This window comes from Streptomyces sp. DSM 15324 (assembly GCF_001514285.1).
Classification (GTDB): Bacteria; Actinomycetota; Actinomycetes; order Streptomycetales; family Streptomycetaceae; genus Streptomyces.
Genome location: NZ_KQ949036.1, coordinates 121,646 through 147,000 on the forward strand (window position 1 = coordinate 121,646; position 25,355 = coordinate 147,000).

General features: G+C 71.7%; 20 protein-coding genes. 16 read left to right on the forward strand and 4 right to left on the reverse strand.

From position 1 onward, the window contains the following. Window positions 1-53: 53 nt before the first annotated feature. The 4 genes from AQJ58_RS34505 (at window position 54) to mutM (ending at window position 2,671) form a co-directional block, all read left to right on the forward strand. Complete coding sequence (locus tag AQJ58_RS34505) at window positions 54-704, forward strand: YceD family protein (RefSeq protein WP_067257389.1); 651 nt, start codon at window positions 54-56, stop codon at window positions 702-704. Window positions 705-706: 2 nt separating this feature from the next. Beyond that, window positions 707-880 (forward strand): 50S ribosomal protein L32, encoded by a 174-nt coding sequence (gene rpmF, locus AQJ58_RS34510; RefSeq protein WP_003951102.1) that lies wholly within the window; start codon window positions 707-709, stop codon window positions 878-880. A 7-nt stretch (window positions 881-887) separates the two neighbouring features. Continuing rightward, a complete protein-coding gene (gene rnc / locus AQJ58_RS34515; protein WP_067257391.1) occupies window positions 888-1,739 on the forward strand; it encodes a ribonuclease III in 852 nt (283 codons plus the stop codon). A 71-nt stretch (window positions 1,740-1,810) separates the two neighbouring features. Then, complete coding sequence (gene mutM / locus AQJ58_RS34520; protein WP_067257394.1) at window positions 1,811-2,671, forward strand: bifunctional DNA-formamidopyrimidine glycosylase/DNA-(apurinic or apyrimidinic site) lyase; 861 nt, start codon at window positions 1,811-1,813, stop codon at window positions 2,669-2,671. On the opposite strand, the gene AQJ58_RS34525 is transcribed toward mutM, so the two are convergent. Then, entirely contained in the window at window positions 2,644-3,045 is a 402-nt protein-coding gene (locus tag AQJ58_RS34525; RefSeq protein WP_067257396.1) for a winged helix-turn-helix transcriptional regulator, read from the reverse strand. The genes mutM and AQJ58_RS34525 overlap by 28 nt on opposite strands. 105 nt (window positions 3,046-3,150) lie before the next feature. Between AQJ58_RS34525 and AQJ58_RS34530 the strand changes: the two genes are divergently transcribed. Further along, a complete protein-coding gene (locus AQJ58_RS34530; RefSeq protein WP_067257399.1) occupies window positions 3,151-3,738 on the forward strand; it encodes a flavodoxin family protein in 588 nt (195 codons plus the stop codon). A 31-nt stretch (window positions 3,739-3,769) separates the two neighbouring features. Here AQJ58_RS34530 and AQJ58_RS34535 read toward each other — a convergent pair whose 3' ends face one another. Then, window positions 3,770-4,960 (reverse strand): CAP domain-containing protein, encoded by a 1,191-nt coding sequence (locus AQJ58_RS34535; RefSeq protein WP_067257402.1) that lies wholly within the window; start codon window positions 4,958-4,960, stop codon window positions 3,770-3,772. Between the two features lie 166 nt (window positions 4,961-5,126). On the opposite strand from AQJ58_RS34535, the gene AQJ58_RS34540 reads away from it, so the two are divergent. From AQJ58_RS34540 to AQJ58_RS34555, 4 genes are all read left to right on the forward strand, one after another. Next, window positions 5,127-5,408 carry an acylphosphatase gene (locus tag AQJ58_RS34540; protein ID WP_067257404.1) on the forward strand — a complete coding sequence of 94 codons (282 nt, stop codon included), beginning with the start codon at window positions 5,127-5,129 and terminating at the stop codon, window positions 5,406-5,408. Between the two features lie 377 nt (window positions 5,409-5,785). Then, a complete protein-coding gene (locus AQJ58_RS34545) occupies window positions 5,786-5,989 on the forward strand; it encodes a hypothetical protein (RefSeq protein ID WP_030793895.1) in 204 nt (67 codons plus the stop codon). A 291-nt stretch (window positions 5,990-6,280) separates the two neighbouring features. After that, a complete protein-coding gene (smc, locus tag AQJ58_RS34550) occupies window positions 6,281-9,865 on the forward strand; it encodes a chromosome segregation protein SMC (RefSeq protein ID WP_067257407.1) in 3,585 nt (1,194 codons plus the stop codon). Window positions 9,866-10,033: 168 nt separating this feature from the next. Beyond that, complete coding sequence (locus AQJ58_RS34555; protein WP_067257410.1) at window positions 10,034-11,452, forward strand: sugar porter family MFS transporter; 1,419 nt, start codon at window positions 10,034-10,036, stop codon at window positions 11,450-11,452. Window positions 11,453-12,089: 637 nt separating this feature from the next. Here AQJ58_RS34555 and AQJ58_RS34560 read toward each other — a convergent pair. Beyond that, window positions 12,090-13,061 carry an LLM class flavin-dependent oxidoreductase gene (locus AQJ58_RS34560; RefSeq protein WP_067257412.1) on the reverse strand — a complete coding sequence of 324 codons (972 nt, stop codon included), beginning with the start codon at window positions 13,059-13,061 and terminating at the stop codon, window positions 12,090-12,092. 125 nt (window positions 13,062-13,186) lie between these two features. Between AQJ58_RS34560 and ftsY the strand changes: the two genes are divergently transcribed. Beyond that, complete coding sequence (ftsY, locus tag AQJ58_RS34565) at window positions 13,187-14,392, forward strand: signal recognition particle-docking protein FtsY (protein WP_067257415.1); 1,206 nt, start codon at window positions 13,187-13,189, stop codon at window positions 14,390-14,392. Between the two features lie 130 nt (window positions 14,393-14,522). Here ftsY and AQJ58_RS34570 read toward each other — a convergent pair whose 3' ends face one another. Beyond that, window positions 14,523-15,179 (reverse strand): bifunctional DNA primase/polymerase, encoded by a 657-nt coding sequence (locus AQJ58_RS34570; RefSeq protein WP_067257418.1) that lies wholly within the window; start codon window positions 15,177-15,179, stop codon window positions 14,523-14,525. 447 nt (window positions 15,180-15,626) lie between these two features. Between AQJ58_RS34570 and AQJ58_RS34575 the strand changes: the two genes are divergently transcribed. The 6 genes from AQJ58_RS34575 (at window position 15,627) to ftsH (ending at window position 25,343) form a co-directional block, all read left to right on the forward strand. Next, on the forward strand, window positions 15,627-17,111 hold the full coding sequence (locus AQJ58_RS34575) for a transcriptional repressor NsdA (RefSeq protein WP_067257421.1): 1,485 nt from the start codon (window positions 15,627-15,629) through the stop codon (window positions 17,109-17,111). 334 nt (window positions 17,112-17,445) lie between these two features. Further along, on the forward strand, window positions 17,446-18,777 hold the full coding sequence (locus AQJ58_RS34580; RefSeq protein WP_067257423.1) for an ammonium transporter: 1,332 nt from the start codon (window positions 17,446-17,448) through the stop codon (window positions 18,775-18,777). Continuing rightward, window positions 18,774-19,112, forward strand: coding sequence for a P-II family nitrogen regulator (locus tag AQJ58_RS34585; RefSeq protein WP_003997576.1), 339 nt, complete (start codon window positions 18,774-18,776; stop codon window positions 19,110-19,112). Before AQJ58_RS34580 ends, AQJ58_RS34585 begins: the two co-directional genes overlap by 4 nt. A 26-nt stretch (window positions 19,113-19,138) precedes the next feature. Further along, complete coding sequence (locus tag AQJ58_RS34590; protein ID WP_067257426.1) at window positions 19,139-21,592, forward strand: [protein-PII] uridylyltransferase; 2,454 nt, start codon at window positions 19,139-19,141, stop codon at window positions 21,590-21,592. Window positions 21,593-21,703: 111 nt separating this feature from the next. Continuing rightward, entirely contained in the window at window positions 21,704-23,257 is a 1,554-nt protein-coding gene (gene ffh, locus AQJ58_RS34595) for a signal recognition particle protein (RefSeq protein WP_067257428.1), read from the forward strand. A gap of 142 nt (window positions 23,258-23,399) precedes the next feature. After that, window positions 23,400-25,343 (forward strand): ATP-dependent zinc metalloprotease FtsH, encoded by a 1,944-nt coding sequence (ftsH, locus tag AQJ58_RS34600; RefSeq protein WP_079079409.1) that lies wholly within the window; start codon window positions 23,400-23,402, stop codon window positions 25,341-25,343. Window positions 25,344-25,355: the final 12 nt, after the last annotated feature.

A 25,355-nucleotide genomic window follows, 5' to 3' on the forward strand; every position in this document is an offset into this window, starting at 1 on the left:
CCCGCACCACCGAAGGGCGGCGGCCCTCAGAGTTCGAAAGACCGAAAGCAGGAATGGCCCCCAACGCTCGCCTCGACCACCGCAACCCCCTCGTGTTCGACACGCACGAGCTGGGCCGGCGTCCCGGCGCGCTGCAGCGGCTGGCCCGCACGGTCGACGCTCCCAAGGACTTCGGCGTCCAGGGAGTCATCGGAGTGCCGGAAGGCGCCCCGGTGGAACTCGAACTCCGCCTCGAGTCGGTCATGGAAGGGGTGCTCGTCACAGGCACCGCCCGTGCACGGGCCGAGGGGGAGTGCGTAAGGTGTCTGGAGCCGCTCGAGCTCGCTCTCGAAGCGGACTTCCAGGAGATGTTCTCGTACCCCGACGCCGACGACCGTGGCCGCGTGAAGGCGGAACCGGTCGACGACGCTGAGGACGACGAGGACACGCTCTTCCTCGAGGACGGCCTGTTCGACCTCGAACCCGTGCTGCGCGATGCGGTGGTGCTCGCACTGCCGATGCAGCCGGTGTGCCAGGACGACTGTCCCGGTCTGTGCTCCGAGTGCGGAGCCCGGCTGGCGGACGACCCGGACCACCATCACGACGCCGTCGACATCCGTTGGGCGGCACTGCAGGGACTCGCCGGTTCACTCGAAGACGGCGAGAAGGACGAGATGAGCGGCGCTGACGCGGAAGCGGGCGTCGACGAGAAGCAGGAGAAGTAGCCGTGGCTGTTCCGAAGCGGAAGATGTCGCGCAGCAACACGCGCCACCGCCGGTCGCAGTGGAAGGCTGCGGTCCCCACCCTGGTTGCGTGCGAGCGCTGCCACGAGCCCAAGCAGCAGCACATCGCGTGCCCGTCTTGCGGCACCTACAACAAGCGCCAGGTCCTCGAGGTCTGAGCGGCTGGTGAGAGGCTCCGTGTCTAGCCCCAAGAAGGCGGAAGACGCCAAGGCGGATTCCACCGCCAAGAAAAAGGCGGACAACACGGCCTCGTCCCACACGCTTCTGGAAGGGCGGCTCGGCTATCAGCTCGAGTCCGCCCTTCTGGTGCGTGCGCTGACCCACCGCTCCTACGCGTACGAGAACGGCGGTCTGCCGACGAACGAGCGGCTGGAGTTCCTCGGGGACTCCGTGCTCGGCCTCGTCGTCACGGACACGCTGTACCGCACCCACCCCGATCTGCCCGAGGGCCAGCTGGCCAAGCTGCGGGCCGCGGTGGTCAACTCGCGTGCGCTGGCGGAGGTCGGTCGTGGTCTCGACCTGGGCTCCTTCATCCGGCTCGGCCGGGGTGAAGAGGGCACGGGCGGCCGGGACAAGGCGTCCATCCTCGCCGACACCCTCGAAGCGGTGATCGGCGCGGTCTATCTCGATCAGGGCCTCGACGCGGCCTCCGAACTGGTGCACCGCCTGTTCGACCCGCTCATCGAGAAGTCCTCGAACCTCGGTGCCGGCCTGGACTGGAAGACCAGTCTCCAGGAGCTCACCGCGACCGAAGGGCTCGGCGTCCCCGAGTACCTGGTCACGGAGACCGGCCCCGACCACGAGAAGACCTTCACTGCTGCCGCCCGCGTCGGAGGCGTCTCGTACGGCACCGGCACCGGCCGCAGCAAGAAGGAGGCGGAGCAGCAGGCCGCCGAGTCCGCCTGGCGGTCCATCCGGGCCGCGGCGGACGAGCGCGCCAAGGCGGCGCAGGCGGCTCTGGCCGCGGCAGCCGTCGAGGCCGACACCGGCGCGGACCCCGAGTCCGCCTCCGCCTGATAGGAACACGACAGTACGGCGCCCGTCCCTCACCACCCGGGGGGCGGGCGCCGCACATCCGGGGGATCGCCATGCCCGAGTTGCCCGAGGTCGAGGTCGTCCGGCGCGGTCTGGAGCGCTGGGTCGCCCACCGCACGGTCGTCGACGCCGAGGTGCTGCACCCGCGCGCCGTACGCCGTCACCTCGCCGGCGCCGCCGACTTCACACACCGGCTCGAAGGCCATCGCATCGGCACCCCGAGCCGCCGCGGGAAGTATCTCTGGCTGCCGCTGGAGGACACCGGTCAGGCGATCCTCGCCCACCTCGGGATGAGCGGCCAGCTCCTGGTCCAGCCGCAGGGTTCCCCCGACGAGAAGCACCTGCGCATCCGCGTCCGCTTCGCCGACGCACTCGCCACCGAGCTCCGCTTCGTCGACCAGCGCACCTTCGGCGGCCTCTCGCTGCACGACACCACCCCCGACGGGCTGCCCGACGTCATCGGGCACATCGCCCGCGACCCCCTCGATCCGCTGTTCGACGACGAGGCCTTCCACCAGGCGCTGCGCCGCAAGCGGACCACGATCAAGCGGGCGCTGCTCGACCAGTCGCTGATCAGCGGCGTCGGCAACATCTACGCGGACGAGGCCCTGTGGCGCTCACGTCTGCACTACGAGCGCCCGACGAGCGGCTTCACCCGGCCCCGCACCCAGGAACTCCTCGGACACGTCCGGGACGTGATGAACGCGGCCCTCGCCGTCGGCGGCACCAGCTTCGACAGCCTGTACGTCAACGTCAACGGCGAGTCGGGCTACTTCGACCGCTCCCTGGACGCCTATGGGCGCGAGGGGCTGCCCTGCAAGCGGTGCGGCACACCGATGCGCCGGCGCCCGTGGATGAACCGGTCCAGCTACTTCTGCCCGAGGTGTCAGAGGGTGCCGCGCGTCCCGTCGTAACGCTCCCGGGCCGCCAGGACGTCGTCCATGCGGCCCTCCACGAAGTGGATGAGGGTCAGCAGCCGCTCGGTGACCTCGCGGCCGAGCGGGGTCAGTTCGTAGTCCACCCGCGGGGGGTTGGACGGCTGGGCCTCGCGGTGCACCAGTCCGTCGCGCTCCAGCGCGTGCAGCGTCTGGGACAGCATCTTCTCGCTCACGCCGTCGATCCGGCGGCGCAGTTCGTTGAAGCGCAGCGATCCTTCGTGGAGCGCGCCCAGGGTGAGACCGCCCCAGCGGCCCGTGACGTGCTCCAGCGTGCCGCGCGAGGGACAGGCCTTGGCGAACACGTTGTACGGGAGGTCCGGGTCCTCCGCGCGCTCCTGGGTGCTGGTCATGTCATCAGCGTACGTGACGGCAGCGCTAACCAACAGGTTGCACTAACCAGAAGTTAGTGCTTTCCTGTGGTCACTGTCTCCGAGCTGCCCTTTCGAGGAGTTCCCATGTCCAAGCCCGTGGTTTCCGTCGCCTACCACTCCGGCTACGGCCACACCGTCGTCCTCGCCGAAGCGGTCCGCGCCGGTGCCCTCGAGGCGGGTGCCGAGGTGCATCTGATCAAGGTCGACGAGATCACCGAGGAGCAGTGGAGCCTGCTCGACGGCTCGGACGCGATCGTGTTCGGGTCACCGACCTACATGGGCACCGCCTCCGGCGCCTTCCACGCCTTCGCGGAGGCCACCTCCGCGCGCTGGGCCACCCAGGCCTGGAAGGACAAGCTCGCCGCCGGCTTCACCAATTCCGGTTCCAAGAGCGGCGACAAACTGCACACGCTCCAGTTCTTCCAGATCCTGGCCGCGCAGCTCGGCATGCACTGGGTCAACCTCGGTCTGCTGCCCGGCTGGAACAGCAGCAACTCCTCGGAGCACGACCTCAACCGCCTCGGCGTGTTCCTCGGCGCGGCCGCGCAGACCAACGTCGACGAGGGCGCCGAGGCCGTCCACAAGGCCGATGTGGCGACGGCGGAGCACCTGGGCCGGCGGGTCGCCGAGACCGCCGCGGTCTTCCTGGCCGGCCGGGCCCAGGCTGCATGATCGTTTCTGCGCCGTTTCGGCGGGCGCGGGCCTAGTAGCCGAAGTCCTGGGTCCACCAGGGGCCGCCGGGCCCGAAGTGCACCCCGACGCCCAGCGTCTTGAAGTCGCAGTTCAGTATGTTCGCCCTGTGGCCGGGGCTGTTCATCCAGGCCTCCATGACGGCGGCCGCGTCGGCCTGGCCGCGGGCTATGTTCTCGCCGCCGAGGCTGGATATGCCGGCCGCCGCGGCCCGGTCCCACGGGGTCTTCCCGTCGGGGTCGGTGTGGTCGAAGAAGCCCCGCGCGGCCATGTCGTCGCTGAACCTCTCGGCCAGCTCCGACAGCGCGCTGTTCGCGGAGAGGGCGCTGCAGCCGACCTTGGCCCGCTCCTCGTTCACGAGTGCGAACACCTCGGCCGCGGCCTGCGCCTCGGCCGAGACCGTCACGGCGGACTCGGACCTCTGGGGCGCCTTGGTGACCGCCTTCGCCTTCGAGGCGGAGGTCTGCGGTTCCTCCGAGGGGGTGACCTCGGGCTTCTTCTCGGCCGTCTCGCTCGGCGCGGCCGAGGCGGAGGACTTCGAGGCGGAGGACTTCGAGGCCGACGGGGTGGGCGAGGTCGAGGTCGAGGCCGGCGCCGAGGCGGAGCGGCCCGCCTCGCGGCCGGCCGAGGTGCCGGCGCGGCCGGGGTCGGCCGAGCCGGAGGTGCCGCCCTGTTCGGCGTGGGAGTTGCCGGGGGTGCCGGCGGCCTGCACCCGGTCGCCGGGACCGGTGCCGCCACCGAGCCGGTAGCCCTCCAGGCCGGGCACCACGCCCGTGGCCACCGCGACGGTGCCGAGGGCGACCGCGGCGGAGACGCCGAGCAGGCCCGCCTTGACCGGGGTGGCCGCCTTCTTCTTGCGGCGGCGGCCGCCCCCGCCCCGCCTACCGCCGTCCGGTGTGAAGCCGTCGGCCGTGAAGCCGTGGGTCGCGAAACCGTCGGCCGTGAAGCCGTAGGCCGTGAAGCCGTCGGCCGCGGGGCCGGTGCCGTACCCCTCCTCCGTCGCGTACAGGTACTCCCTGCTCCTCGCGATGGTGTCGGCGTACGCCTCCGGGTTCAGGTACGGCGCGATGCCGAGCGTGTCGGGGCCGTCCGGGGACGCGTACTGCGGTTCATGGCTGTCCGTGTACGAGCCGTGCGTCTTCGTGACCCCCGTGGCGCGGCCCGTGGCGGCGCGGCCGGCGGCGGAGCGTCGGTGGCGTCCCATGCCTGTGCCTTCCTCGTCCCTCGGTCAACCCATCTCATACGATCTTGGGCGAACCCATCTCACTCGATCGAGTGAGTTTCATATGAGAATCATTGGGTCGGGACGGTACCGCATGGCGCCCGGGGAGGAAGTGCCCCGAAGGGCATCGCCCGGTTAGGTTGCCTCCATGAGTGAGGATGTGCGACTGGTCGCCTGGGTCCGCGGACACGTCCAGGGCGTGGGATTCCGCTGGTTCACGCGGGCCAAGGCGCTGGAGATCGGCGGGCTGAGTGGCTTTGCTCTCAATTTGGCCGACGGTCGGGTCCAGGTGGTCGCCGAGGGGGCCAAGGAGGGCTGTGACGGCCTGCTGGACTGGCTCACGGGTGACGACACGCCCGGACGCGTGGACGGAGTCACCGAGATATGGGACACACCGCGCGGCGGCTACGACGGCTTCGCGATCCGCTGACCACCCCGCACCGGGCGGCAGCCCGAGGGGGAGGGATGTGCCAGTGGCATGTGCCCCGGACGGAAAGGAGCAGGTGGTTGCCAAGAATCGCTTGTGCTGGCATGCTCCGCAGGCAAGGATGATCGCCACGTCTCCCGGGCCCCGCGTCCGTCGCAGCGCCGCCGTTCCGGCCGCGCTCCGGTGGGTTGCCCGCCAATACGGGGCGTGATCGTGTTGACCGTCAAACTTTTTGGTGAGACGCTGAAAGCACCCCGCGCACCTAGCTGTTTGGCATGGATGAACGGCAGCACGAACAAGATCTAGCCAAGACCGCGGGTGCGAATCCCTCACGACCCACACCGCTTCGGTCGGTCACTCAGTGTGGAGGACCATCCATCATGGCAAAGGCGCTTCTCGGTTACGTCGGCGGCTCCGACCCGCGACTCCTCGCCGAGATGCGACGGCTCCAGCAGCGCGTTCAGGATCTGGAATCCGAGCTCGGACGAATCCAGGCCGAGAACGACGCGCTCACGGCTGCCGCTTCTCACGACAGGTTCATGGAGAGCATCGACGCACACCAGGCGGAGCCTGCGCTCACCTGATCGCTGCACCGCTCCACAACAGCACACGCAGTGGTCGGGCGACCCGTCTCAAGCGCGTCGGACCGCTAAGTTGTCAGAAGTTGCAAGGGACGCCTCGGCGTCCCTTCTTTCTTTCCCCCGCGTTGTCCCGCCCGTGTTTCCCCCGCGTCCGGTGGGCCCGTCCCCGTCGTCCAGCGCCCTGCCCCCTCCGTCTTCTTAACGTGTGGTGTGCCCTGTGCGTTCATGGGCGAAACCGCGGGGTCGCCGGGCGTTCATGGAGTGAGACACCCCCGGAAGGTAGAGTCCAGCGCCGTGCACCTCAAGGCCCTGACCCTCCGAGGGTTCAAGTCGTTCGCCTCGGCGACCACGCTCCGGTTCGAACCGGGGATCACGTGCGTCGTCGGGCCCAACGGCTCGGGCAAGTCCAACGTCGTGGACGCGCTCACCTGGGTCATGGGCGAGCACAGCGCCAAGTCGCTGCGCGGCGGCAAGATGGAGGACGTCATCTTCGCCGGCACCACCGGCCGCCCCCCGCTGGGCCGCGCCGAGGTGTCCCTGACCATCGACAACTCCGACGGGGCCCTGCCCATCGAGTACGCCGAGGTCACCATCACGCGGATCATGTTCCGCAACGGCGGCAGCGAGTACCAGATCAACGGCGACACCTGCCGCCTCCTCGACATCCAGGACCTCCTCTCCGACTCCGGCATCGGCCGCGAGATGCACGTCATCGTCGGCCAGGGCCAGCTCGACTCCGTCCTGCACGCCGACCCCATGGGCCGCCGGGCCTTCATCGAGGAGGCGGCGGGCGTCCTCAAGCACCGCAAGCGCAAGGAGAAGGCGCTCCGCAAGCTCGACGCGATGCAGGCCAACCTCGCGCGCGTGCAGGACCTCACCGACGAACTGCGCCGCCAGCTCAAACCGCTGGGCCGCCAGGCGGCGGTCGCCCGCCGGGCCGCCGTGATCCAGGCGGACCTCCGGGACGCCCGCCTGCGCCTCCTCGCCGACGACCTCGTCCGGATGCGCGAGGCGCTCCGGGCCGAGGTGGCCGACGAGGCCGCCCTCAAGGAACGCAAGGAGACCGCCGAGCAGGAGCTGCGCAAGGCCCTCCAGCGCGAGGCGCTCCTGGAGGACGAGGTCCGCCGGCTCTCCCCCCGCCTCCAGCGCGCCCAGCAGACCTGGTACGAGCTCTCCCAGCTCGCCGAACGCGTCCGCGGCACGGTCTCCCTCGCCGACGCCCGGGTGAAGAGCGCGACCTCCGCGCCCCCCGAGGAGCGGCGCGGCCGCGACCCCGGGGACATGGAGCGCGAGGCCGCCCGGGTCCGGGAACAGGAGGCCGAGCTGGAGGCCGCCCTCGAAGCGGCCCAGCACGCCCTCGACGACACCGTCGCCCATCGCGCCGACCTCGAACGCGAACTCGCCGTCGAGGAACGGCGGCTGAAGGACGTCGCCCGCGCCATCGCCGACCGCCGGGAGGGCCTCGCCCGGCTGAACGGCCAGGTCAACGCCGCCCGGTCACGCGCCGCCTCGGCCCAGGCCGAGATCGACCGGCTGGCCGCGGCCAGGGACGAGGCGCAGGAGCGGGCGTTCGCCGCGCAGGAGGAGTACGAGACCCTCCAGGCCGAGGTCGACGGCCTCGACGCGGGCGACGCCGAACTCGCCGAGCAGCACGAGGCGGCGAAACGCCGGCTGGCCGAGGCCGAGGCCGCCCTCACCGCGGCCCGCGAGGCGGCCACCACGGCGGAACGCGAACGTGCGGCGACCAGGGCCCGCCACGAGGCGCTCGCCCTCGGCCTGCGGCGCAAGGACGGCACGGGCGCCCTGCTCGGCGCGCGGGACCGCCTCACCGGCCTGCTCGGCCCGGCCGCCGAACTGCTGACGGTGACACCGGGGTACGAGGTCCAGCTGGCGGCGGCTTTCGGAGCGGCCGCGGACGCGATCGCGGTCACCACCCCGGCCGCGGCCGTGGAGGCCCTGCGCCTGCTCCGCAAACAGGACGCGGGCCGGGCGGCACTGCTGCTCGCCGGTTCACCGGACGCGCCCCTCACCGGCGCGGGGAACGGCATGACCGGCCACCCCGCACCCGTGGACGCCCGACGACAGCACGCGGCCGATCTCGTCCGCGGCCCTGCCGATCTGATGCCCGCCGTACGCCGCCTCCTCCGCGACATCGTCGTGGTCGACACCCTGGAGGACGCCGGACACCTCGTCCGCACCCACCCCCACCTCACCGCGGTCACCGCCGAAGGCGACCTGCTGGGCGCCCACTTCGCCCACGGCGGTTCCGCCGGCGCCCCCAGCCTCCTGGAAGTACAGGCCTCGGTGGACGAGGCGGCGGCACAGCTCGAAGAACTGGCCGTACGCTGCGCGGAACTCGGCGAGGCCCAGCAGGAGGCCGGCGCACAGCGCAAGCGGTGCGCCGCGCAGGTGGAGGAACTGGGGGAGCGGCGCCGGGCCGCCGACCGGGAGAAGTCGGCCGTGGCCCAGCAGCTCGGCCGGCTGGCCGGGCAGGCGCGCGGCGCGGCGGGCGAGGCCGAGCGGTCCACGGCGGCCGCCGCCCGCGCCCAGGACGCCCTCGACCGCGCCCGGGAAGAGGCCGAGGAACTCGCCGAACGGCTGGCCGTGGCCGAGGAGATGCCCGTCGAGGAGGAGCCCGACACCTCGGTGCGCGACCGGCTCGCCGCCGACGGCGCCAACGCCCGCCAGACCGAGATGGAGGCGCGGCTGCAGGTCCGTACGCACGAGGAGCGGGTGAAGGGCCTGGCCGGCCGGGCCGACTCGCTCGACCGGGCCGCCCGCGCGGAACGCGAGGCACGCGCGCGTGCCGAACAGCGGCGCGCCCGGCTGCGTCACGAGGCCGCCGTCGCCGGGGCCGTCGCCTCGGCCGCCCGCCAGCTGCTCGCGCACGTCGAGGTGTCCGTCGGCCGGGCGCAGGCGGAGCGGGCCGCCGCCGAGGCCGCCAAAGCCCGCGGGGAGCAGGAGCTGGCCGCCGCCCGCACCGCGGGGCGCGACCTCAAGGCCGAGCTGGACAAGCTCACCGACTCGGTCCACCGCGGTGAGGTGCTCGGCGCCGAGAAGCGGATGCGGATCGAGCAGCTGGAGACCAAGGCGCTGGAGGAGCTGGGCGTGGAGCCCGAGGGGCTCGTCACCGAGTACGGGCCCCATCAGCTCGTCCCGCCGTCGCCGCCCGCCGAGGGCGAGGTGCTGCCCGACGACCCGGAGCACCCCCGCAACCAGCCGGTGCCCTTCCGCCGCGCCGAGCAGGAGAAGCGGCTGAAGGCGGCCGAGCGGGCGTACCAGCAGCTCGGCAAGGTCAACCCGCTGGCGCTGGAGGAGTTCGCCGCGCTGGAGGAGCGGCACAAGTTCCTCAGTGAGCAGCTGGAGGACCTGAAGAAGACCCGCGCCGATCTCCTCCAGGTGGTGAAGGAGGTCGACGAGCGGGTCGAGCTGGTCTTCACCGAGGCGTTCCGGGACACGGCCCGGGAGTTCGAGGGCGTCTTCGGCCGGCTCTTCCCGGGCGGGGAGGGGCGGCTGATCCTGACCGACCCGGACAACATGCTGACCACCGGCGTGGACGTGGAGGCCCGCCCGCCGGGCAAGAAGGTCAAGCGGCTCAGCCTGCTCTCCGGCGGGGAGCGGTCGCTGACGGCCGTCGCCATGCTGGTCTCGATCTTCAAGGCGCGGCCCAGCCCGTTCTACGTCATGGACGAGGTCGAGGCCGCGCTCGACGACACCAACCTGCAGCGGCTGATCCGCATCATGCAGGAGCTCCAGGAGTCCTCGCAGCTCATCGTGATCACCCACCAGAAGCGCACCATGGAGGTCGCCGACGCGCTGTACGGCGTGTCCATGCAGGGTGACGGGGTGTCGAAGGTGATCAGCCAGCGGCTGCGTTAGCCCTTCCGGGTACCCCGCCCTCGCTTCTTCATTCCTTGAACGCACCTCCCCCTTTCGTGCCTCTTTTCTCACACAACCCCGGCTGGTGGCTTCAGAAATTGAAGGCATAGGGTCGGCAACGTTGTTCTTGCCTTCAGGCAGCGTTGCCGATGGCCTTAGGAGTGGAACGTGACGAGCACAGCGCAGGCACGGAAGTCGGGAGCCGCGACGGCTCCTCCCGATCATCTCGGGCACGTCATCTTCATCGCTGCGGCAGCGGCGATGGGCGGGTTCCTCTTCGGCTACGACAGCTCCGTGATCAACGGCGCCGTCGAGGCCGTCCGGGACCGCTACGACATCGGCTCCGCCGCCCTCGCCCAGGTCATCGCCATCGCCCTGATCGGCTGCGCCGTCGGCGCCGCGACCGCCGGCCGGATCGCCGACCGCATCGGCCGCATCCGGGTCATGCAGATCGCCGCCGCGCTGTTCACCGTCAGCGCCGTCGGCTCGGCGCTGCCCTTCTCGCTGTGGGACTTCGCCCTGTGGCGGGTCGTCGGCGGTTTCGCCATCGGCATGGCCTCCGTCATCGGCCCCGCCTACATCGCCGAGGTCGCCCCGCCCGCCTACCGCGGTCGGCTCGGCTCCTTCCAGCAGGCCGCGATCGTCATCGGCATCGCCGTGTCGCAGCTGGTCAACTGGGGTCTGCTCAACGCGGCCGGCGGCGACCAGCGCGGCCGGCTGATGGGCCTGGAGGCCTGGCAGGTCATGCTCGGCGTGATGGTCGTCCCGGCCGTCCTCTACGGCATGCTCTCCTTCGCCATCCCCGAGTCCCCGCGCTTCCTGATCTCCGTCGGCAAGCGGGAGCGGGCACGGGAGATCCTCGCCGAGGTCGAGGGCGAGAGCGGTGATCTCGACGCGCGGGTGACCGAGATCGAGCACGCCCTGAACAGCGAGCACCGCTCCACGTTCAAGGACCTGCTCGGCGGCGGCTTCTTCTTCAAGCCGATCGTCTGGATCGGCATCGGCCTCTCCGTCTTCCAGCAGTTCGTCGGCATCAACGTCGCCTTCTACTACTCCTCCACGCTCTGGCAGTCGGTCGGCGTCGACCCGGCGGAGTCGTTCTTCTACTCCTTCACCACCTCGATCATCAACATCGTCGGCACCGTCATCGCGATGATCTTCGTGGACCGCATCGGCCGCCGCCCGCTCGCGATCATCGGCTCGGCCGGCATGGTGATCGGCCTCGCCCTGGAGGCCTGGGCCTTCTCCTACGACCTGGTCGACGGCAGGCTCCCGGCCGCCCAGGGCTGGACCGCCCTGGTCGCCGCCCATGTCTTCGTCCTCTTCTTCGCCCTGTCCTGGGGCGTGGTCGTCTGGGTCATGCTCGGCGAGATGTTCCCCAGCAGGATCCGAGCCGCCGCCCTGGGCGTGGCCGCCTCCGCGCAGTGGATCGCCAACTGGGCCATCACCGCGAGCTTCCCGTCCCTCGCCGACTGGAACCTCTCCCTCACCTACGTCGTCTACACGGCCTTCGCGGCCCTCTCGATCCCCTTCGTCCTCAGGTACGTCAAGGAGACAAAGGGCAAGGCCCTGGAGGAAATGGGCTGACCGCCCCCACACGCCGGGGGGAAAGGGCTCCCACCCCGCCGCCCCTCTCCCCGACCCCAGCCCCGCCCCCGCCCCGGCCACCCCGGAGCGGGGGCGGAGGCGTGCGGGCCGCCGAAGCCAAGGGGGATGGGCCTACGGGGGTGGCTGGTCGCCGCGGGAGGGCGGGGGATCGGTGGGGGGATTCGGGGTGGGAGTGCGGGAGTGCTGGGGGGTGTGGGGCGCGGGGCGTCGAGGTCTGGTGGTGGGCGTGGGGCGCGGGGCCCCGGTCCGGTGGTGGGGTGTTGGGTGCGGCGGCCCGGTCCGGTGAAGGGCGTTCGGCCCGGGTGCCAAAGCCCGGTGGTCCGGGTGTCCCGCGTCGGCGGTTGCGGTACCCCGTCCTCGCACACCGTCGGCCTCCGGAGATCCCCGCATGGAGGCGAGGTGAAGGAAAGCCGGCTGCCGAGGGCTTCGCCGCCGAGGACAACATGCGGCACCCTCAACCGGCGCCGGCATCGCGAAGTCCTCCGCGGATCTACCGGATCTCCCTCACGACGTGGGGAAGGATGCTCGCCGGCGAACCGCCGCCGGCGAACCGCCGCCGACGGAGAGCGGGCCGTGCGCGGGGGCGGTCAGGCGGGGGAGGGTGCTGGGGTGGCTTTCAGGTCTCCAGTGCCGGGAGTACCCGTTCCGCGAACAGGCGCAGGCTCCGCCACCCCTCCTCCAGCGGCATCCCGCCCGCCAGTGGATGCAGGACCAGGTTGTCCAGGTCCTGCGCCACGCACTCGTCCGGGGTGAGGATCCGGTAGACGCCCTCCGCGCGGAGCTCCTCGACCGTCGCCGCCCCCGAACGCACCGCCGAGTGGATCTCGCCGGACTGCCAGGAGGCGTAGGTGCGGGCCTCGTGCAGGAAGTGGCCGCCGTACTCGGCCCAGGCCCGGTCCGGGTCCTCCGCGATGTGCAGCAGCGGCGTCTCGGCGCCCGGCATCATCGTCCAGCCCTGCGTCCCGTACTCCACGAGCCGCTCCTTGTAGTACGTCTCCAACTCCGGCAGGTGCGCGCTGGGAAAGAACGGCAGGCCGAGCCGGGCGGCCCGGCGGGCGGCGGCCTTCGAGGAGCCGCCGACCAGCAGCAGGGGGTGCGGATCGGACGCCGGGCGCGGGGTGACCCGTACCGTGCGGCCCCGGTACTCGAACTCCTCGCCGGTCCACGCCTTCAGGACGGTCTCCAGCAGCTCGTCCTGGAGCCGGCCGCGCCGCGTCCAGTCGACGCCCGCGCGGTCGTACTCCTCGCGCCGGTAGCCGATCCCGGCGACCGTGAGCAGCCGGCCGCCGCTGAGCAGGTCCAGCACCGCGATGTCCTCGGCGAGCCGCAGCGGGTCGTGCAGCGGGCCGATCACCGCCGACACGGTGACCGCCAGCCGCCGGGTCGCCCCCAGCACCGCGCCCGCGAAGACGAACGGCGACGGCAGCCAGTTGTTCCCGACACCGTGGTGCTCCTCGGTCTGCACGGTGGTCACCCCGTGCTCGTCGGCGTACGCGGCCATGGCCAGCGCGGCCCGGTAGCGGGCGCCCAGCTCGGCGGGGGAGGCGCCGGGTGCGACGAGGTTGAAACGGACTACGGTGACGGGCATGACGGACCCCCTTCGGCGGATGTGGGGGGACCGTAGCTGACGGCTCGTCAGGTGGCCAGGGGTGTGAGACACCCGCCCCGGGGAGCCGGGCCGCCGCCGGGGGCGGGATGGATACTGGACGGGTTATGGAAACCGTCATCCTTGCTGTAGTCATCGCCGTGGTCGTGCTCGCGGTGCTCGGCGGGCTCGTCGTCGGCAGCCGGCGCAAGAAGCCGCTGCCCCCGCCGCCGCCCGCAGCGCCCGACATCACCGCGCCTCCGGCCGAGCCGCACGTCGGCGACGAGGCCGAGACGCCGCGCGAAGAACCGCGCCGCACGATCGAGGAGGTGGATCTTCCCGACGGCGGCCCGGCCGGGGTCGTCGTCGAGGAACCGCCCGCCGTCGAGGCCCCGGAGATCGAGATCCCGGAGCCCACCGCGGGGCGTCTCGTACGCCTGCGCGCCCGTCTCTCCCGCTCCCAGAACGCCCTGGGCAAGGGGTTGCTCACGCTGCTCTCGCGCGAGCACCTCGACGACGACACCTGGGAGGAGATCGAGGACACCCTGCTCACCGCCGACGTCGGCGTCCTGCCCACCCAGGAGCTGGTGGACCGGCTGCGCGAGCGGGTGAAGGTGCTCGGCACCCGCACCCCCGAGGAGCTGCGCGGCCTGCTGCGCGAGGAGCTGCTCAAGCTGGTCGGCACCGACCTCGACCGCACGGTGCGGACCGAGCCCGAGGACCGCAAGCCCGGCATCGTGATGGTCGTCGGCGTCAACGGCACCGGCAAGACCACCACCACCGGCAAGCTCGCCCGGGTACTGGTCGCCGACGGCCGCACGGTCGTCCTCGGCGCCGCCGACACCTTCCGCGCCGCCGCCGCGGACCAGCTCCAGACCTGGGGCGAGCGGGTCGGCGCGCACACCGTGCGCGGGCCCGAGGCCGGCGACCCCGCCTCCGTCGCGTTCGACGCGGTGAAGGAGGGCAAGGAGATGGGCGTCGACGTGGTGCTCATCGACACCGCCGGGCGGCTGCACACCAAGACCGGGCTCATGGACGAGCTGGGCAAGGTCAAGCGGGTCGTCGAGAAGCACGCCCCGCTCGACGAGGTGCTGCTCGTCCTCGACGCCACCACCGGGCAGAACGGCCTGGTCCAGGCCCGGGTGTTCGCCGAGGTCGTCGACATCACCGGCATCGTGCTGACCAAGCTCGACGGCACCGCCAAGGGCGGCATCGTTGTCGCCGTCCAGCGTGAGCTGGGCGTCCCGGTCAAACTCATCGGCCTCGGCGAGGGCGCGGACGACCTGGCGCCGTTCGAGCCGGAGGCGTTCGTCGACGCCCTCATCGGAGAGTGACCCGCGCTGAGCGAAGAGCCCGGTGAGCCAGGTGATCCCGAATTCGGGACCGGCTCCGGACCAGCGAGAAGCGCCCGCCCCCAGGTGCAGTGGGAGCGGGCGCTTCGCTGTGTACGGCCGGGGCCCGCGGCTATGCGCGGGAGCGGTGCGCCACGTACGCCAGGGTCCCGAGCAGCAGCCGGGCCTCCGGGGGCCGGGTCGCCGAGTCCAGGGCCGGCGGGCGCAGCCAGTGGACCGGGCCGAGGCCGCCGCGGTCGGAGGGCGGGGCCGTGACGTACGTGCCGGGGCCGAGGCCGCGCAGGTCGAGGGCGGCCGGGTCGTCCCAGCCCATGCGGTAGAGGAGGCCGGTCAGCCCGGCCGCGGCGCCGGGGGCGACGAAGAACTGGGTGCGGCCCTCGGGGGTGGCGGTGACCGGACCGAGCGGCAGGCCCATGCGCTCCAGCCGGACCAGGGCGCGGCGCCCGGCGGGCCCGGGGACCTCGATCACGTCGAAGGCGCGCCCGACCGGCAGCATCACCGCGGCGCCCGGGAACTCCGCCCAGGCCCGCGTCACGTCGTCGAGGGTGGCGCCGGCCGGCACCCGGGGCGCGAACGCCAGGGGGTGGGCACCGGGTGCGCGGCAGTCACCACGGCCGCAGGAGCAGACACCGGCCGCGGCCCGGGCGCCCGGTACGACGTCCCAGCCCCACAGTCCCGTGAACTCGGCGACGGCGGTGCACTCGGACGAGCGACCACGCCTGCGCGTGCCGGAGCGGATCTCGCGGATGCCGCCGATCGTGAAGCCCATGCCCCCTCCAACGGGTGTGCGGCGCCGGTGGTTACGTAACGGTCGCATGTCGTAACTCTGCGTGCTTTCGCTGCCCGGCGGCCGCCCGTTGCAGACGGCGTCCGGAAGCACGCCGGGTGGTGTGGTCGGCGACACGCGCCCCTGAGTGCTTCCCTCCGCTCATCCCCACCCGCCCTGTGTCAAGTGAATCGCGCATGGGTCATCGGTAGTTCATTCGAAGGGGTGGCGAATGGTGGCGTTTCCGGGATCCTCGTGGCTGCGTCCGTGATCGTAGGATTACTTTGAGTGTGCGGGTCCTGGAGGCACATGCGCTTGTGGGTATGCCGGAGGCAAGTCGACTTCCCGTTCGAAGGGTGACAACTCCCGGACGAGGGGCCGTATTTACCGGCATTCTGATAAGGCTTGGCGCACTCAGTGACAAGTGGTCTCAGGGATGGGGGCGTTCCAGTGAGCGGCAACGACGGAAGCGGGAGCGGTGCTTCGCATGCGGACAAGCGCCCGAACGAGCTGCTCACCTCCTGGTTCGTGCGCAGCGGCTGGTCCAAGGGCGAACTGGCCCGGCAAGTCAACCGTCGTGCACGCCAGTTGGGCGCCAACCACATCTCCACCGACACCTCACGCGTGCGCCGCTGGCTGGACGGCGAGAACCCCCGCGAGCCCATCCCCAGGATCCTCTCCGAGCTGTTCTCCGAGCGGTTCGGCTGTGTCGTCTCGGTCGAGGACCTCGGTCTGCGCGCCACCCGTCAGGCGCCCTCCGCGACCGGCGTCGACCTGCCCTGGACGGGCCCGCAGGCGGTGGCCCTGCTCAGCGAGTTCTCGCGCAGCGACCTGATGCTGGCGCGGCGCGGCTTCCTCGGAACCTCGCTGGCGCTGTCCGCGGGCCCGTCGCTGATCGAGCCGATGCAGCGCTGGCTCGTCCCCACCCCGCCCGCACCCCTCACGGAACCCGAGTCCGTGCCCACCAGCCGGGCCCGCGGCCGGCTCTCCAGGCCAGAGCTGGACCTGCTGGAGTCCACCACCGTGATGTTCCGGCAGTGGGACGCCCAGTGCGGCGGCGGACTGCGCCGCAAGGCCGTCGTGGGCCAGCTCCACGAGGTGACCGACCTCCTCCAGGAACCCCAGCCCGAGGCCACCTCCCGCAAGCTGTTCAAGGTCGCCGCCGAGCTGGCCGAACTCGCCGGCTGGATGAGCTACGACGTGGGGCTCCAGCCGACCGCCCAGAAGTACTTCGTGCTCGCCCTGCACGCCGCCAAGGAGGCCGGCGACCGGCCGCTCGGCTCGTACATCCTGTCCAGCATGAGCCGTCAGATGATCCACCTGGGACGGCCCGAGGACGCGCTGGAACTGATCCACCTCGCGCAGTACGGCAGCCGGGACTGCGCGAGTCCGCGCACCCAGTCCATGCTGTATGCGATGGAGGCCCGCGCCTACGCCAACATGGGCCAGCCGGGCCGCTGCAAACGGGCCGTGCGGATGGCCGAGGACACCTTCGCCGACGCCGACGAGTGGGACGAGCCGGACCCCGACTGGATCCGCTTCTTCTCCGAGGCCGAGCTGTACGGCGAGAACAGCCACTCCTTCCGCGACCTCGCCTATGTCGCCGGGCGCAGCCCCGCCTACGCCTCCCTCGCCGAACCCCTGATGCAGAAGGCCGTACGCCTGTTCGCCGACGACAGCGACCACAAGCGGTCGTACGTGCTGAACCTCATCGGCATGGCCACCGTCCACCTGCTGCGCCAGGAGCCCGAGCAGAGCGCCGTCCTGGCCGCCCAGGCCATGCAGGAGGCCAAGAAGGTCCGCTCCGAGCGGGTCAACACTCGTATTCGAAAGACCGTCGACAGCGCCGTCCGCGAGTTCGGCGACCTGACCGAGGTCGTGGACCTCACCGAGCGGCTCGCCATGGAGCTGCCGGAGACGGCCGAGGCCGTCTGACACCCCCGATCCACCCTGGGAAACCCATGAACCCCGGCCGCGGCCTGCCTTCCCGAAGTGCCCGACTCGGCTCCCCCATGCCAGGTCATCGGAAGGCCGTCCGCGGCCGGTTTCCTCCCCCGAAAGAAGGTTGCGCCACCATAACGATCCGCTCGGCGAACATCAGCCAGTTCACCGACGCGTAACGCACCAGGCGCCTTCGTCACGGCGGCGAAACAACGAGGGGCTTCGACCGAAACCGCGCTGCGTCAATCTCGTGGCGCATAACCGGCCCACCCCTCTTTTCCGCTCTGGCTTCGCCCGCACGGGGCCGTACTACGACGAGGAGACGCCGATGGCACCAGCCATCACGCTCGCCGCAGACAAGCTGTCTGTGGCCAACACAGGTTTCATGCTCATCTGTTCCGCCCTGGTGCTGATCATGACCCCCGGTCTGGCCTTCTTCTACGGAGGCATGGTCCGCGTCAAGAGCACCCTCAACATGCTGATGATGAGCTTCATCAGCATGGGCATCGTCACGATCCTGTGGGTGCTGTACGGCTTCTCCATGGCGTTCGGCACGGACCACGGTTCGATCATCGGCTGGGAGTCCGACTTCGTCGGATGGGCCGGCATCGACAAGGCGGACATCTGGTCCGGGTACACGATCCCGGTCTTCGCCTTCGCCGTCTTCCAGATGATGTTCGCCATCATCACCCCCGCCCTGATCAGCGGCGCGATCGCCGACCGCGTGAAGTTCTCCGCCTGGTCGATCTTCGTCGTCCTGTGGGCCACGGTCGTGTACTTCCCGGTCGCCCACTGGGTCTGGGGCACCGGCGGCTGGGCCTTCGACCTCGGCGTGATCGACTTCGCCGGTGGTACCGCGGTCCACATCAACGCGGGCGCCGCGGCGCTCGGTGTGATCCTGGTCATCGGCAAGCGCGTCGGCTTCAAGAAGGACCCGATGCGCCCGCACAGCCTCCCGCTGGTCATGCTCGGCGCCGGTCTGCTGTGGTTCGGCTGGTTCGGCTTCAACGCCGGCTCGTGGCTCGGCAACGACGACGGCGTCGGCTCCCTGATGTTCGTCAACACCCAGATCGCCACCGCAGCCGCCATGCTCGCCTGGCTCGCCTACGAGAAGATCGCCCACGGCGCGTTCACCACGCTGGGCGCCGCCTCCGGCGCGGTCGCCGGTCTGGTCGCCATCACCCCGTCCGGCGGCGCGGTCACCCCGATCGGCGCGATCGCCGTCGGCGCCATCGCCGGTGTCGCCTGCGCCGCGGCCGTCGGCCTGAAGTACAAGTTCGGCTACGACGACTCGCTCGACGTCGTCGGCGTCCACATGGTCGGCGGCATCATCGGCTCCCTGCTGATCGGCTTCTTCGCCAGCGGCAAGGGCCAGTCCGACGTCAAGGGCCTCTTCTACGGCGGCGGCCTGGACCAGTTCTGGAAGCAGTGCGCCGGTGTCTTCGCCGTCCTCGCCTACTCCCTGATCGCCTCCGCGGTGCTCGCCTTCCTCCTCGACAAGACCATCGGCATGCGGGTCGACGAGGACCAGGAGATCTCCGGCATCGACCAGGCCGAGCACGCCGAGACCGCCTACGACTTCAGCGGTGCCGGTGGCGGCGCCGCCCGGACCGCAGTACCGGCCGCCGCCGGCGCCACGAGCAAGAAGGTGGACGCATGAAGCTCATCACCGCCGTCGTCAAGCCCCACCGGCTCGACGAGATCAAGGAAGCCCTCCAGGCCTTCGGCGTGCACGGCCTGACGGTCACCGAGGCGAGCGGTTACGGTCGTCAGCGGGGACACACCGAGGTCTACCGCGGCGCCGAGTACACGGTCGACCTGGTCCCCAAGATCCGCATCGAGGTGCTGGCCGAGGACGACGACGCCGAGCAGCTGATCGACGTCATCGTCAAGGCGGCCCGCACCGGCAAGATCGGTGACGGCAAGGTCTGGTCCCTCCCGGTCGAGACGGCCGTCAGGGTCCGCACCGGCGAGCGCGGCCCCGACGCGCTCTGACCGCAGAACAGAACAGGAGTCGCTGGGTGACGGGCACGGACGTGCGAAACGAAGCAGAGGACTCGGGACCCAGCGGCTATGCGGCGGCCCGGCTGCGCCTCCTCACCGAGGAGGCGCGGTCCGGGCCGCCGCGCCGTGCCGCCCTCTCCGCGCTCACGGACGACTGGCTGGCCGGGCTGTTCACCGCGGCGGCCGACGGACTGGCCGGCGTCTCCCTCGTCGCCGTCGGCGGCTACGGCCGCGGTGAGCTCTCCCCCCGCAGCGACCTCGACCTGCTGCTCCTGCACGACGGCAGCGACCCCAAGGCCGTCGCCGCCCTCGCCGACCGCCTCTGGTACCCCGTCTGGGACCTCGGCCTCGCCCTCGACCACTCCGTGCGCACCCCCGCCGAGGCCCGCAAGACCGCCGGGGAGGACCTGAAGGTCAACCTCGGTCTCCTCGACGCCCGCCACCTCGCCGGCGACCTGGCCCTGACCTCCGGACTGCGCACCACCGTCCTCGCCGACTGGCGCAACCAGGCCCCCAGACGCCTGCCCGAGCTCCAGGAACTCTGCGCCGAGCGCGCCGAGCGCCAGGGAGAGCTCCAGTACCTCCTGGAACCCGACCTCAAGGAGGCCCGCGGCGGCCTCCGGGACGCCACCGCCCTGCGCGCCGTCGCCGCCTCCTGGCTCGCCGACGCGCCCCGCGAGGGCCTCGACGACGCCCGCCGCCGCCTCCTCGACGTCCGTGACGCCCTCCACCTGGCCACCGGCCGCGCCACCGACCGCCTCGCCCTCCAGGAGCAGGACCAGGTCGCCGCAGGACTCGGCCTCCTCGACGCCGACACCCTGCTGCGGCAGGTCTACGAGGCCGCGCGCGTCATCTCCTACGCCAGCGACGTCACCTGGCGCGAAGTCGCCCGCGTGCTGCGCTCACGCGCCGTACGGCCGCGGCTGCGCGCCATGCTCGGCGGCGGGAAGCCCGTCCCCGAGCGGTCCCCGCTCGCCGAGGGCGTCGTGGAGCAGGACGGCGAGGTGGTGCTCGCCCGTGCCGCCCGCCCCGAACGCGACCCCGTGCTGCCGCTGCGCGCCGCGGCCGCCGCCGCCCAGGCCGGCCTCCCGCTCTCCCTGCACGCCGTACGGCGTCTCGCCGCCACCGTGCGCGCCCTGCCGACCCCCTGGCCGGCCGAGGCCCGCGAACAGCTGGTCACCCTGCTCGGCTCCGGCCGGCCCACCGTGGAGGTCTGGGAGGCGCTGGAGGCCGAGGGCCTGATCACCCGGCTGCTGCCCGACTGGGAGCGGGTGCGCTGCCGGCCGCAGCGCAACGCCGTGCACATCTGGACCGTCGACCGGCACCTCATCGAGACCGCCGTCCGCGCCTCCGAGTTCACCCGCCGGGTCAGCCGCCCCGACCTCCTCCTGGTCGCCGCGCTGCTGCACGACATCGGCAAGGGCTGGCCCGGCGACCACTCGGTCGCGGGCGAGATCATCGTCAAGGACGTCGCCGCCCGCATCGGCTTCGACCGCGCGGACGTGGCGGTGCTCTCCTCCCTCGTACGGCACCACCTGCTGCTCGTCGAGACGGCCACCCGGCGCGACCTGGAGGACCCGGCCACGGTCCGCTCGGTCGCCGACGCCGTCGGCTCGCAGAGCACCCTGGAACTGCTGCACGCGCTCACCGAGGCGGACGCGCTGGCCACCGGCCCCGCCGCCTGGTCCTCCTGGCGGGGTTCGCTCGTGACGGACCTGGTCAAGCGGGTCGGGGCGGTCCTCGCCGGCGACGAACCGGAGGTGCCGGACACCGCCGCGCCCACCGCCGAGCAGGAACGGCTCGCCATCGAGGCGGTCGCCACCGGCAGCCCCGTCCTGGCCCTGCGCGCCCAGACCGAACCGCCCGCCGACGCGGGGGAGCAGCCGCCCGGCGACCCCGAGCCGCTCGGCGTGGAACTGCTCATCGCCGTACCCGACCAGGAGGGCGTGCTGCCCGCGGTGGCCGGTGTGCTCGCCGTGCACCGGCTGACCGTGCGCACCGCCGAGCTGCGCGCCCTGGACCTGCCGGACGGCGTCGAGGGCTCGGTCCTGCTGCTGAACTGGCGGGTCGCCGCCGAGTACGGCTCGCTGCCGCAGGCCGCCCGGCTGCGCGCCGACCTCGTGCGCGCCCTCGACGGCTCCCTGGACATCGCCGGGCGGCTCGCCGAGCGCGACGCGGCCTACCCCCGGCGCCGGGGCGTGGTCGCGCCCCCGCCGCGCGTGACGGTCGCCCCGGCCGCCTCCCGGCACGCCACCGTCATCGAGGTCCGCGCCCAGGACGCGCCGGGGCTGCTGTTCCGGATCGGCTCGGCCCTGGAGGACGCGGGGGTACGGGTGCGCAGCATGCACGTCAGCACCCTGGGCGCCAACGCCGTCGACGCCTTCTACGTCACCGGCGCGCAGGGGGCGCCGCTGCCGGTCGACGAGGCGGCGGCCGTCTCCCGCAAGCTGGAGGAGACCCTGCGGGGCTGAACCCGGCACACCCGCGGGACCGGGTCGCGGCACGACCGTGACCCGGTCTTGCCCGTCCGGGATACCCTTGAAGACGCTCCTACGCCCCCGACCCCGAGGACCGACGCCGCCGTGTTCGATACTCTCTCCGATCGCCTCTCAGCGACTTTCAAGAACCTGCGCGGCAAGGGACGGCTCTCCGAGGCGGACATCGACGCCACCGCGCGCGAGATCCGCATCGCGCTGCTCGAGGCCGACGTGGCCCTCCCGGTCGTGCGCTCGTTCATCAAGAACGTCAAGGAGCGGGCGCTCGGGGCCACTGTCTCGCAGGCGCTGAAGAACCCCGCCCACCAGATCCTGAAGATCGTCAACGAGGAACTCGTCACGATCCTCGGCGGGGAGACCCGACGGCTGCGCTTCGCCAAGCAGCCGCCCACCGTCATCATGCTGGCCGGCCTCCAGGGCGCCGGTAAGACCACCCTCGCCGGCAAGCTCGGCCGCTGGCTGAAGGAGCAGGGCCACTCGCCGCTGCTCGTCGCCTGCGACCTCCAGCGCCCCAACGCCGTCAACCAGCTCAGCGTCGTCGCCGAGCGCGCGGGCGTCGCGGTCTACGCGCCCCAGCCGGGCAACGGCGTCGGTGACCCGGTGCAGGTCGCCAAGGACTCCATCGAGTTCGCGAAGGCCAAGGTCCACGACATCGTGATCGTGGACACCGCCGGCCGCCTCGGCATCGACCAGGAGCTGATGCAGCAGGCCGCGGACATCCGCGACGCCGTCTCGCCCGACGAGATCCTCTTCGTCGTGGACGCGATGATCGGCCAGGACGCCGTCAACACCGCCGAGGCCTTCCGCGACGGCGTCGGCTTCGACGGCGTGGTGCTCTCCAAGCTCGACGGCGACGCCCGTGGCGGCGCGGCCCTGTCGATCCGCCAGGTCACCGGCAAGCCGATCATGTTCGCGTCGAACGGCGAGAAGCTCGAGGACTTCGACGCCTTCCACCCGGACCGGATGGCCTCCCGCATCCTCGACATGGGTGACCTGCTCACCCTGATCGAGCAGGCGGAGAAGACGTTCAGCCAGGAAGAGGCCGAGAAGATGGCCTCCAAGCTGGCGTCGAAGAAGGGCCAGGACTTCACCCTGGACGACTTCCTGTCCCAGATGGAGCAGGTCAGGAAGATGGGCAGCATCAGCAAGCTGCTCGGCATGCTGCCCGGCATGGGGCAGATCAAGGACCAGATCAACAACCTCGACGAGCGGGACGTCGACCGCACCGCCGCGATCATCAAGTCGATGACCCCGGCCGAGCGCCAGGACCCCACGATCATCAACGGCTCGCGCCGCGCCCGTATCGCCAAGGGTTCCGGGGTCGAGGTCAGTGCGGTCAAGGGGCTGGTCGAGCGGTTCTTCGAGGCCCGCAAGATGATGTCCCGCATGGCCCAGGGCGGCGGTATGCCCGGCATGCCGGGGATCCCGGGCATGGGCGGCGGCCCCGGCCGGCAGAAGAAGCAGCCGAAGCAGGCCAAGGGCAAGCAGCGCTCCGGCAACCCGATGAAGCGCCGGCAGCAGGAGCTGGAGGCGGCCCAGCGCCGCGAGGCCCAGGCCCAGGGCGGCAACGCGTTCGGGGTGCCGCAGCAGGGCGCCAAGGACTTCGAGCTGCCCGACGAGTTCAAGAAGTTCATGGGCTGAGGTTCCTGACGGGCGTTCGCGGTCCGCGGTCCGCGGTTCATGGGCTGACGCCGTTCGGGTGTACGTCGCCGAGGGCGCCCTTCCACCGGGAGGGGCGCCCTCAGCGCATGCCGAGGCCCGGTGTCTGCCGTAACGTCCAGATATGAGCAATGCCGCTCCGCCGCGCAGGGCGCCCGACCAGCCATGGCGCTCCGAGGGCACCCCGGACGAGGGAACCCCGCCCCCCGTCGGCCCCGGTGGCCGGCGTCCCCGGGGCCGCTGGTGGGGCCTCGCCGTCACCGCGGTGATCGTCTTCCTGATCGTCTACATCGGACTGAACTACCTCGGCCAGGGCAACGAGCCGACCATCTCCTACACCGAGTTCAGCAGGCAGGTCGACGAGGGCAACGTCGCGAAGATCTACTCCAAGGGCGACGCGATCCAGGGCGAGTTGAAGAAGGCCCGGGACAACCCCGACGACGACGGCACCTACACCCGGTTCAGGACCCAGCGCCCCGCGTTCGCCGACGACAACCTCTGGCAGAACCTGAGCAGCCACGACGTCACGGTCACCGCCCGGCCGGTCGTGCAGCAGCGCAGTCTGCTCTCCAACCTGCTGATCTCGCTGATCCCGATCGTGCTGCTGGTCGCGGTGTGGGTCTTCTTCGCCCGCAGGTTCACCGGGGGCCTCGGCGGGGCCGGCGGCATGCTCGGCCGCAAGGCGCCGCCCAAACCCGTCGAGCTGCGCCCCGGCACCGAGCGCACGACGTTCGCCGACGTGGCCGGCATCGACGAGGTCAAGGGCGAGCTGGACGACGTCGTCGACTTCCTGGAACACCCGGACGCCTACCGCAGGATGGGCGCCAAGATGCCCCGCGGGGTGCTGCTCGCGGGCTCGCCCGGCACCGGCAAGACCCTGCTGGCCCGCGCGGTGGCCGGCGAGGCGGGGGTGCCGTTCTTCTCGGCCTCCGCCTCCGAGTTCATCGAGATGATCGTGGGCGTCGGCGCCTCCCGGGTCCGGGAGCTGTTCGCCGAGGCCCGCAAGGTGGCGCCGTCGATCATCTTCATCGACGAGATCGACACCATCGGCAGGGTCCGCAGCGGGGGCGCGTCGGTGAGCGGTCACGACGAGCGCGAGCAGACGCTGAACCAGATCCTCACCGAGATGGACGGCTTCTCCGGCTCCGAGGGCGTGATCGTCATCGCGGCCACCAACCGCGCCGACATCCTCGACCCGGCCCTGACCCGGCCCGGCCGCTTCGACCGGGTCGTCAGCGTCTCCCCGCCCGACCGCGGCGGACGCGAGGCGATCCTGCGCATCCACACCCGCCGGATCCCGCTCGCCCCCGACGTGGACCTGACCCAGGTGGCCCGCACCACCCCCGGCATGACCGGCGCGGATCTGGCCAATCTCGCCAACGAGGCCGCCCTGCTCGCCGTCAAGCGCAAGCAGAGCCAGGTCACCCCGGCGCACCTGTCGGAAGCGCTGGAGAAGGTGCAGCTCGGAGCCGAACGCACCCTGGTGATGCCCGAGGAGGACCGTCGGCGCACCGCCTACCACGAGAGCGGCCACGCTCTCCTCGGCATGCTCCAGCCGGGCGCCGACCCCGTCCGCAAGGTCACCATCGTGCCCCGCGGCCGCGCCCTCGGCGTGACCATGTCGACCCCGGAGGTCGAGCGGTACGCGCACTCCGAGCAGTATCTGCGCGGCCGCATCATCGGCGCCCTCGGCGGGATGGCGGCCGAGGAGGTGATCTACGGGGTCGTCACGACCGGCGCCGAGAACGACCTCGAACAGGTCACCAACATCGCCCGCGGGATGGTTGCCCGCTGGGGCATGAGCGACCGCGTCGGCCGGCTCTCCGCCCTGCCGAGCGACGCCCAGCAGGCCTACGGCCTCGCCGCCGCGCCCGCGACCCTCGACGTCATCGACGACGAGATGCGCCGGATCGTCGACGAGTGCTACGCGGAGGCGCTGACCAAACTCCGCGACCACCGCGGCCAGTTGGACGCCCTCGCCGAGGCGCTCCTGGAGCACGAGACCCTGGAGGAGGCAGACGCCTACCGCATCGCGGGGATCACCCGGCTCCGCAAGGACGAGGACTGAGTCCCGGCAGAG

Bases quoted from the DNA above. Each gene is read 5' to 3' on its own strand.
- AQJ58_RS34585 (WP_003997576.1), top strand. From the start codon at position 18,774: ATGAAGCTCATCACCGCCGTCGTCAAGCCCCACCGGCTCGACGAGATC.
- AQJ58_RS34570 (WP_067257418.1), bottom strand. From the start codon at position 15,179: ATGGGCTTCACGATCGGCGGCATCCGCGAGATCCGCTCCGGCACGCGC.
- AQJ58_RS34505 (WP_067257389.1), top strand. From the start codon at position 54: ATGGCCCCCAACGCTCGCCTCGACCACCGCAACCCCCTCGTGTTCGAC.
- AQJ58_RS34545 (WP_030793895.1), top strand. From the start codon at position 5,786: ATGGCAAAGGCGCTTCTCGGTTACGTCGGCGGCTCCGACCCGCGACTC.
- AQJ58_RS34525 (WP_067257396.1), bottom strand. From the start codon at position 3,045: ATGACCAGCACCCAGGAGCGCGCGGAGGACCCGGACCTCCCGTACAAC.
- mutM (WP_067257394.1), top strand. From the start codon at position 1,811: ATGCCCGAGTTGCCCGAGGTCGAGGTCGTCCGGCGCGGTCTGGAGCGC.
- AQJ58_RS34530 (WP_067257399.1), top strand. From the start codon at position 3,151: ATGTCCAAGCCCGTGGTTTCCGTCGCCTACCACTCCGGCTACGGCCAC.
- AQJ58_RS34535 (WP_067257402.1), bottom strand. From the start codon at position 4,960: ATGGGACGCCACCGACGCTCCGCCGCCGGCCGCGCCGCCACGGGCCGC.
- AQJ58_RS34540 (WP_067257404.1), top strand. From the start codon at position 5,127: ATGAGTGAGGATGTGCGACTGGTCGCCTGGGTCCGCGGACACGTCCAG.
- AQJ58_RS34580 (WP_067257423.1), top strand. From the start codon at position 17,446: ATGGCACCAGCCATCACGCTCGCCGCAGACAAGCTGTCTGTGGCCAAC.
- ftsY (WP_067257415.1), top strand. From the start codon at position 13,187: ATGGAAACCGTCATCCTTGCTGTAGTCATCGCCGTGGTCGTGCTCGCG.
- ftsH (WP_079079409.1), top strand. From the start codon at position 23,400: ATGAGCAATGCCGCTCCGCCGCGCAGGGCGCCCGACCAGCCATGGCGC.
- AQJ58_RS34560 (WP_067257412.1), bottom strand. From the start codon at position 13,061: ATGCCCGTCACCGTAGTCCGTTTCAACCTCGTCGCACCCGGCGCCTCC.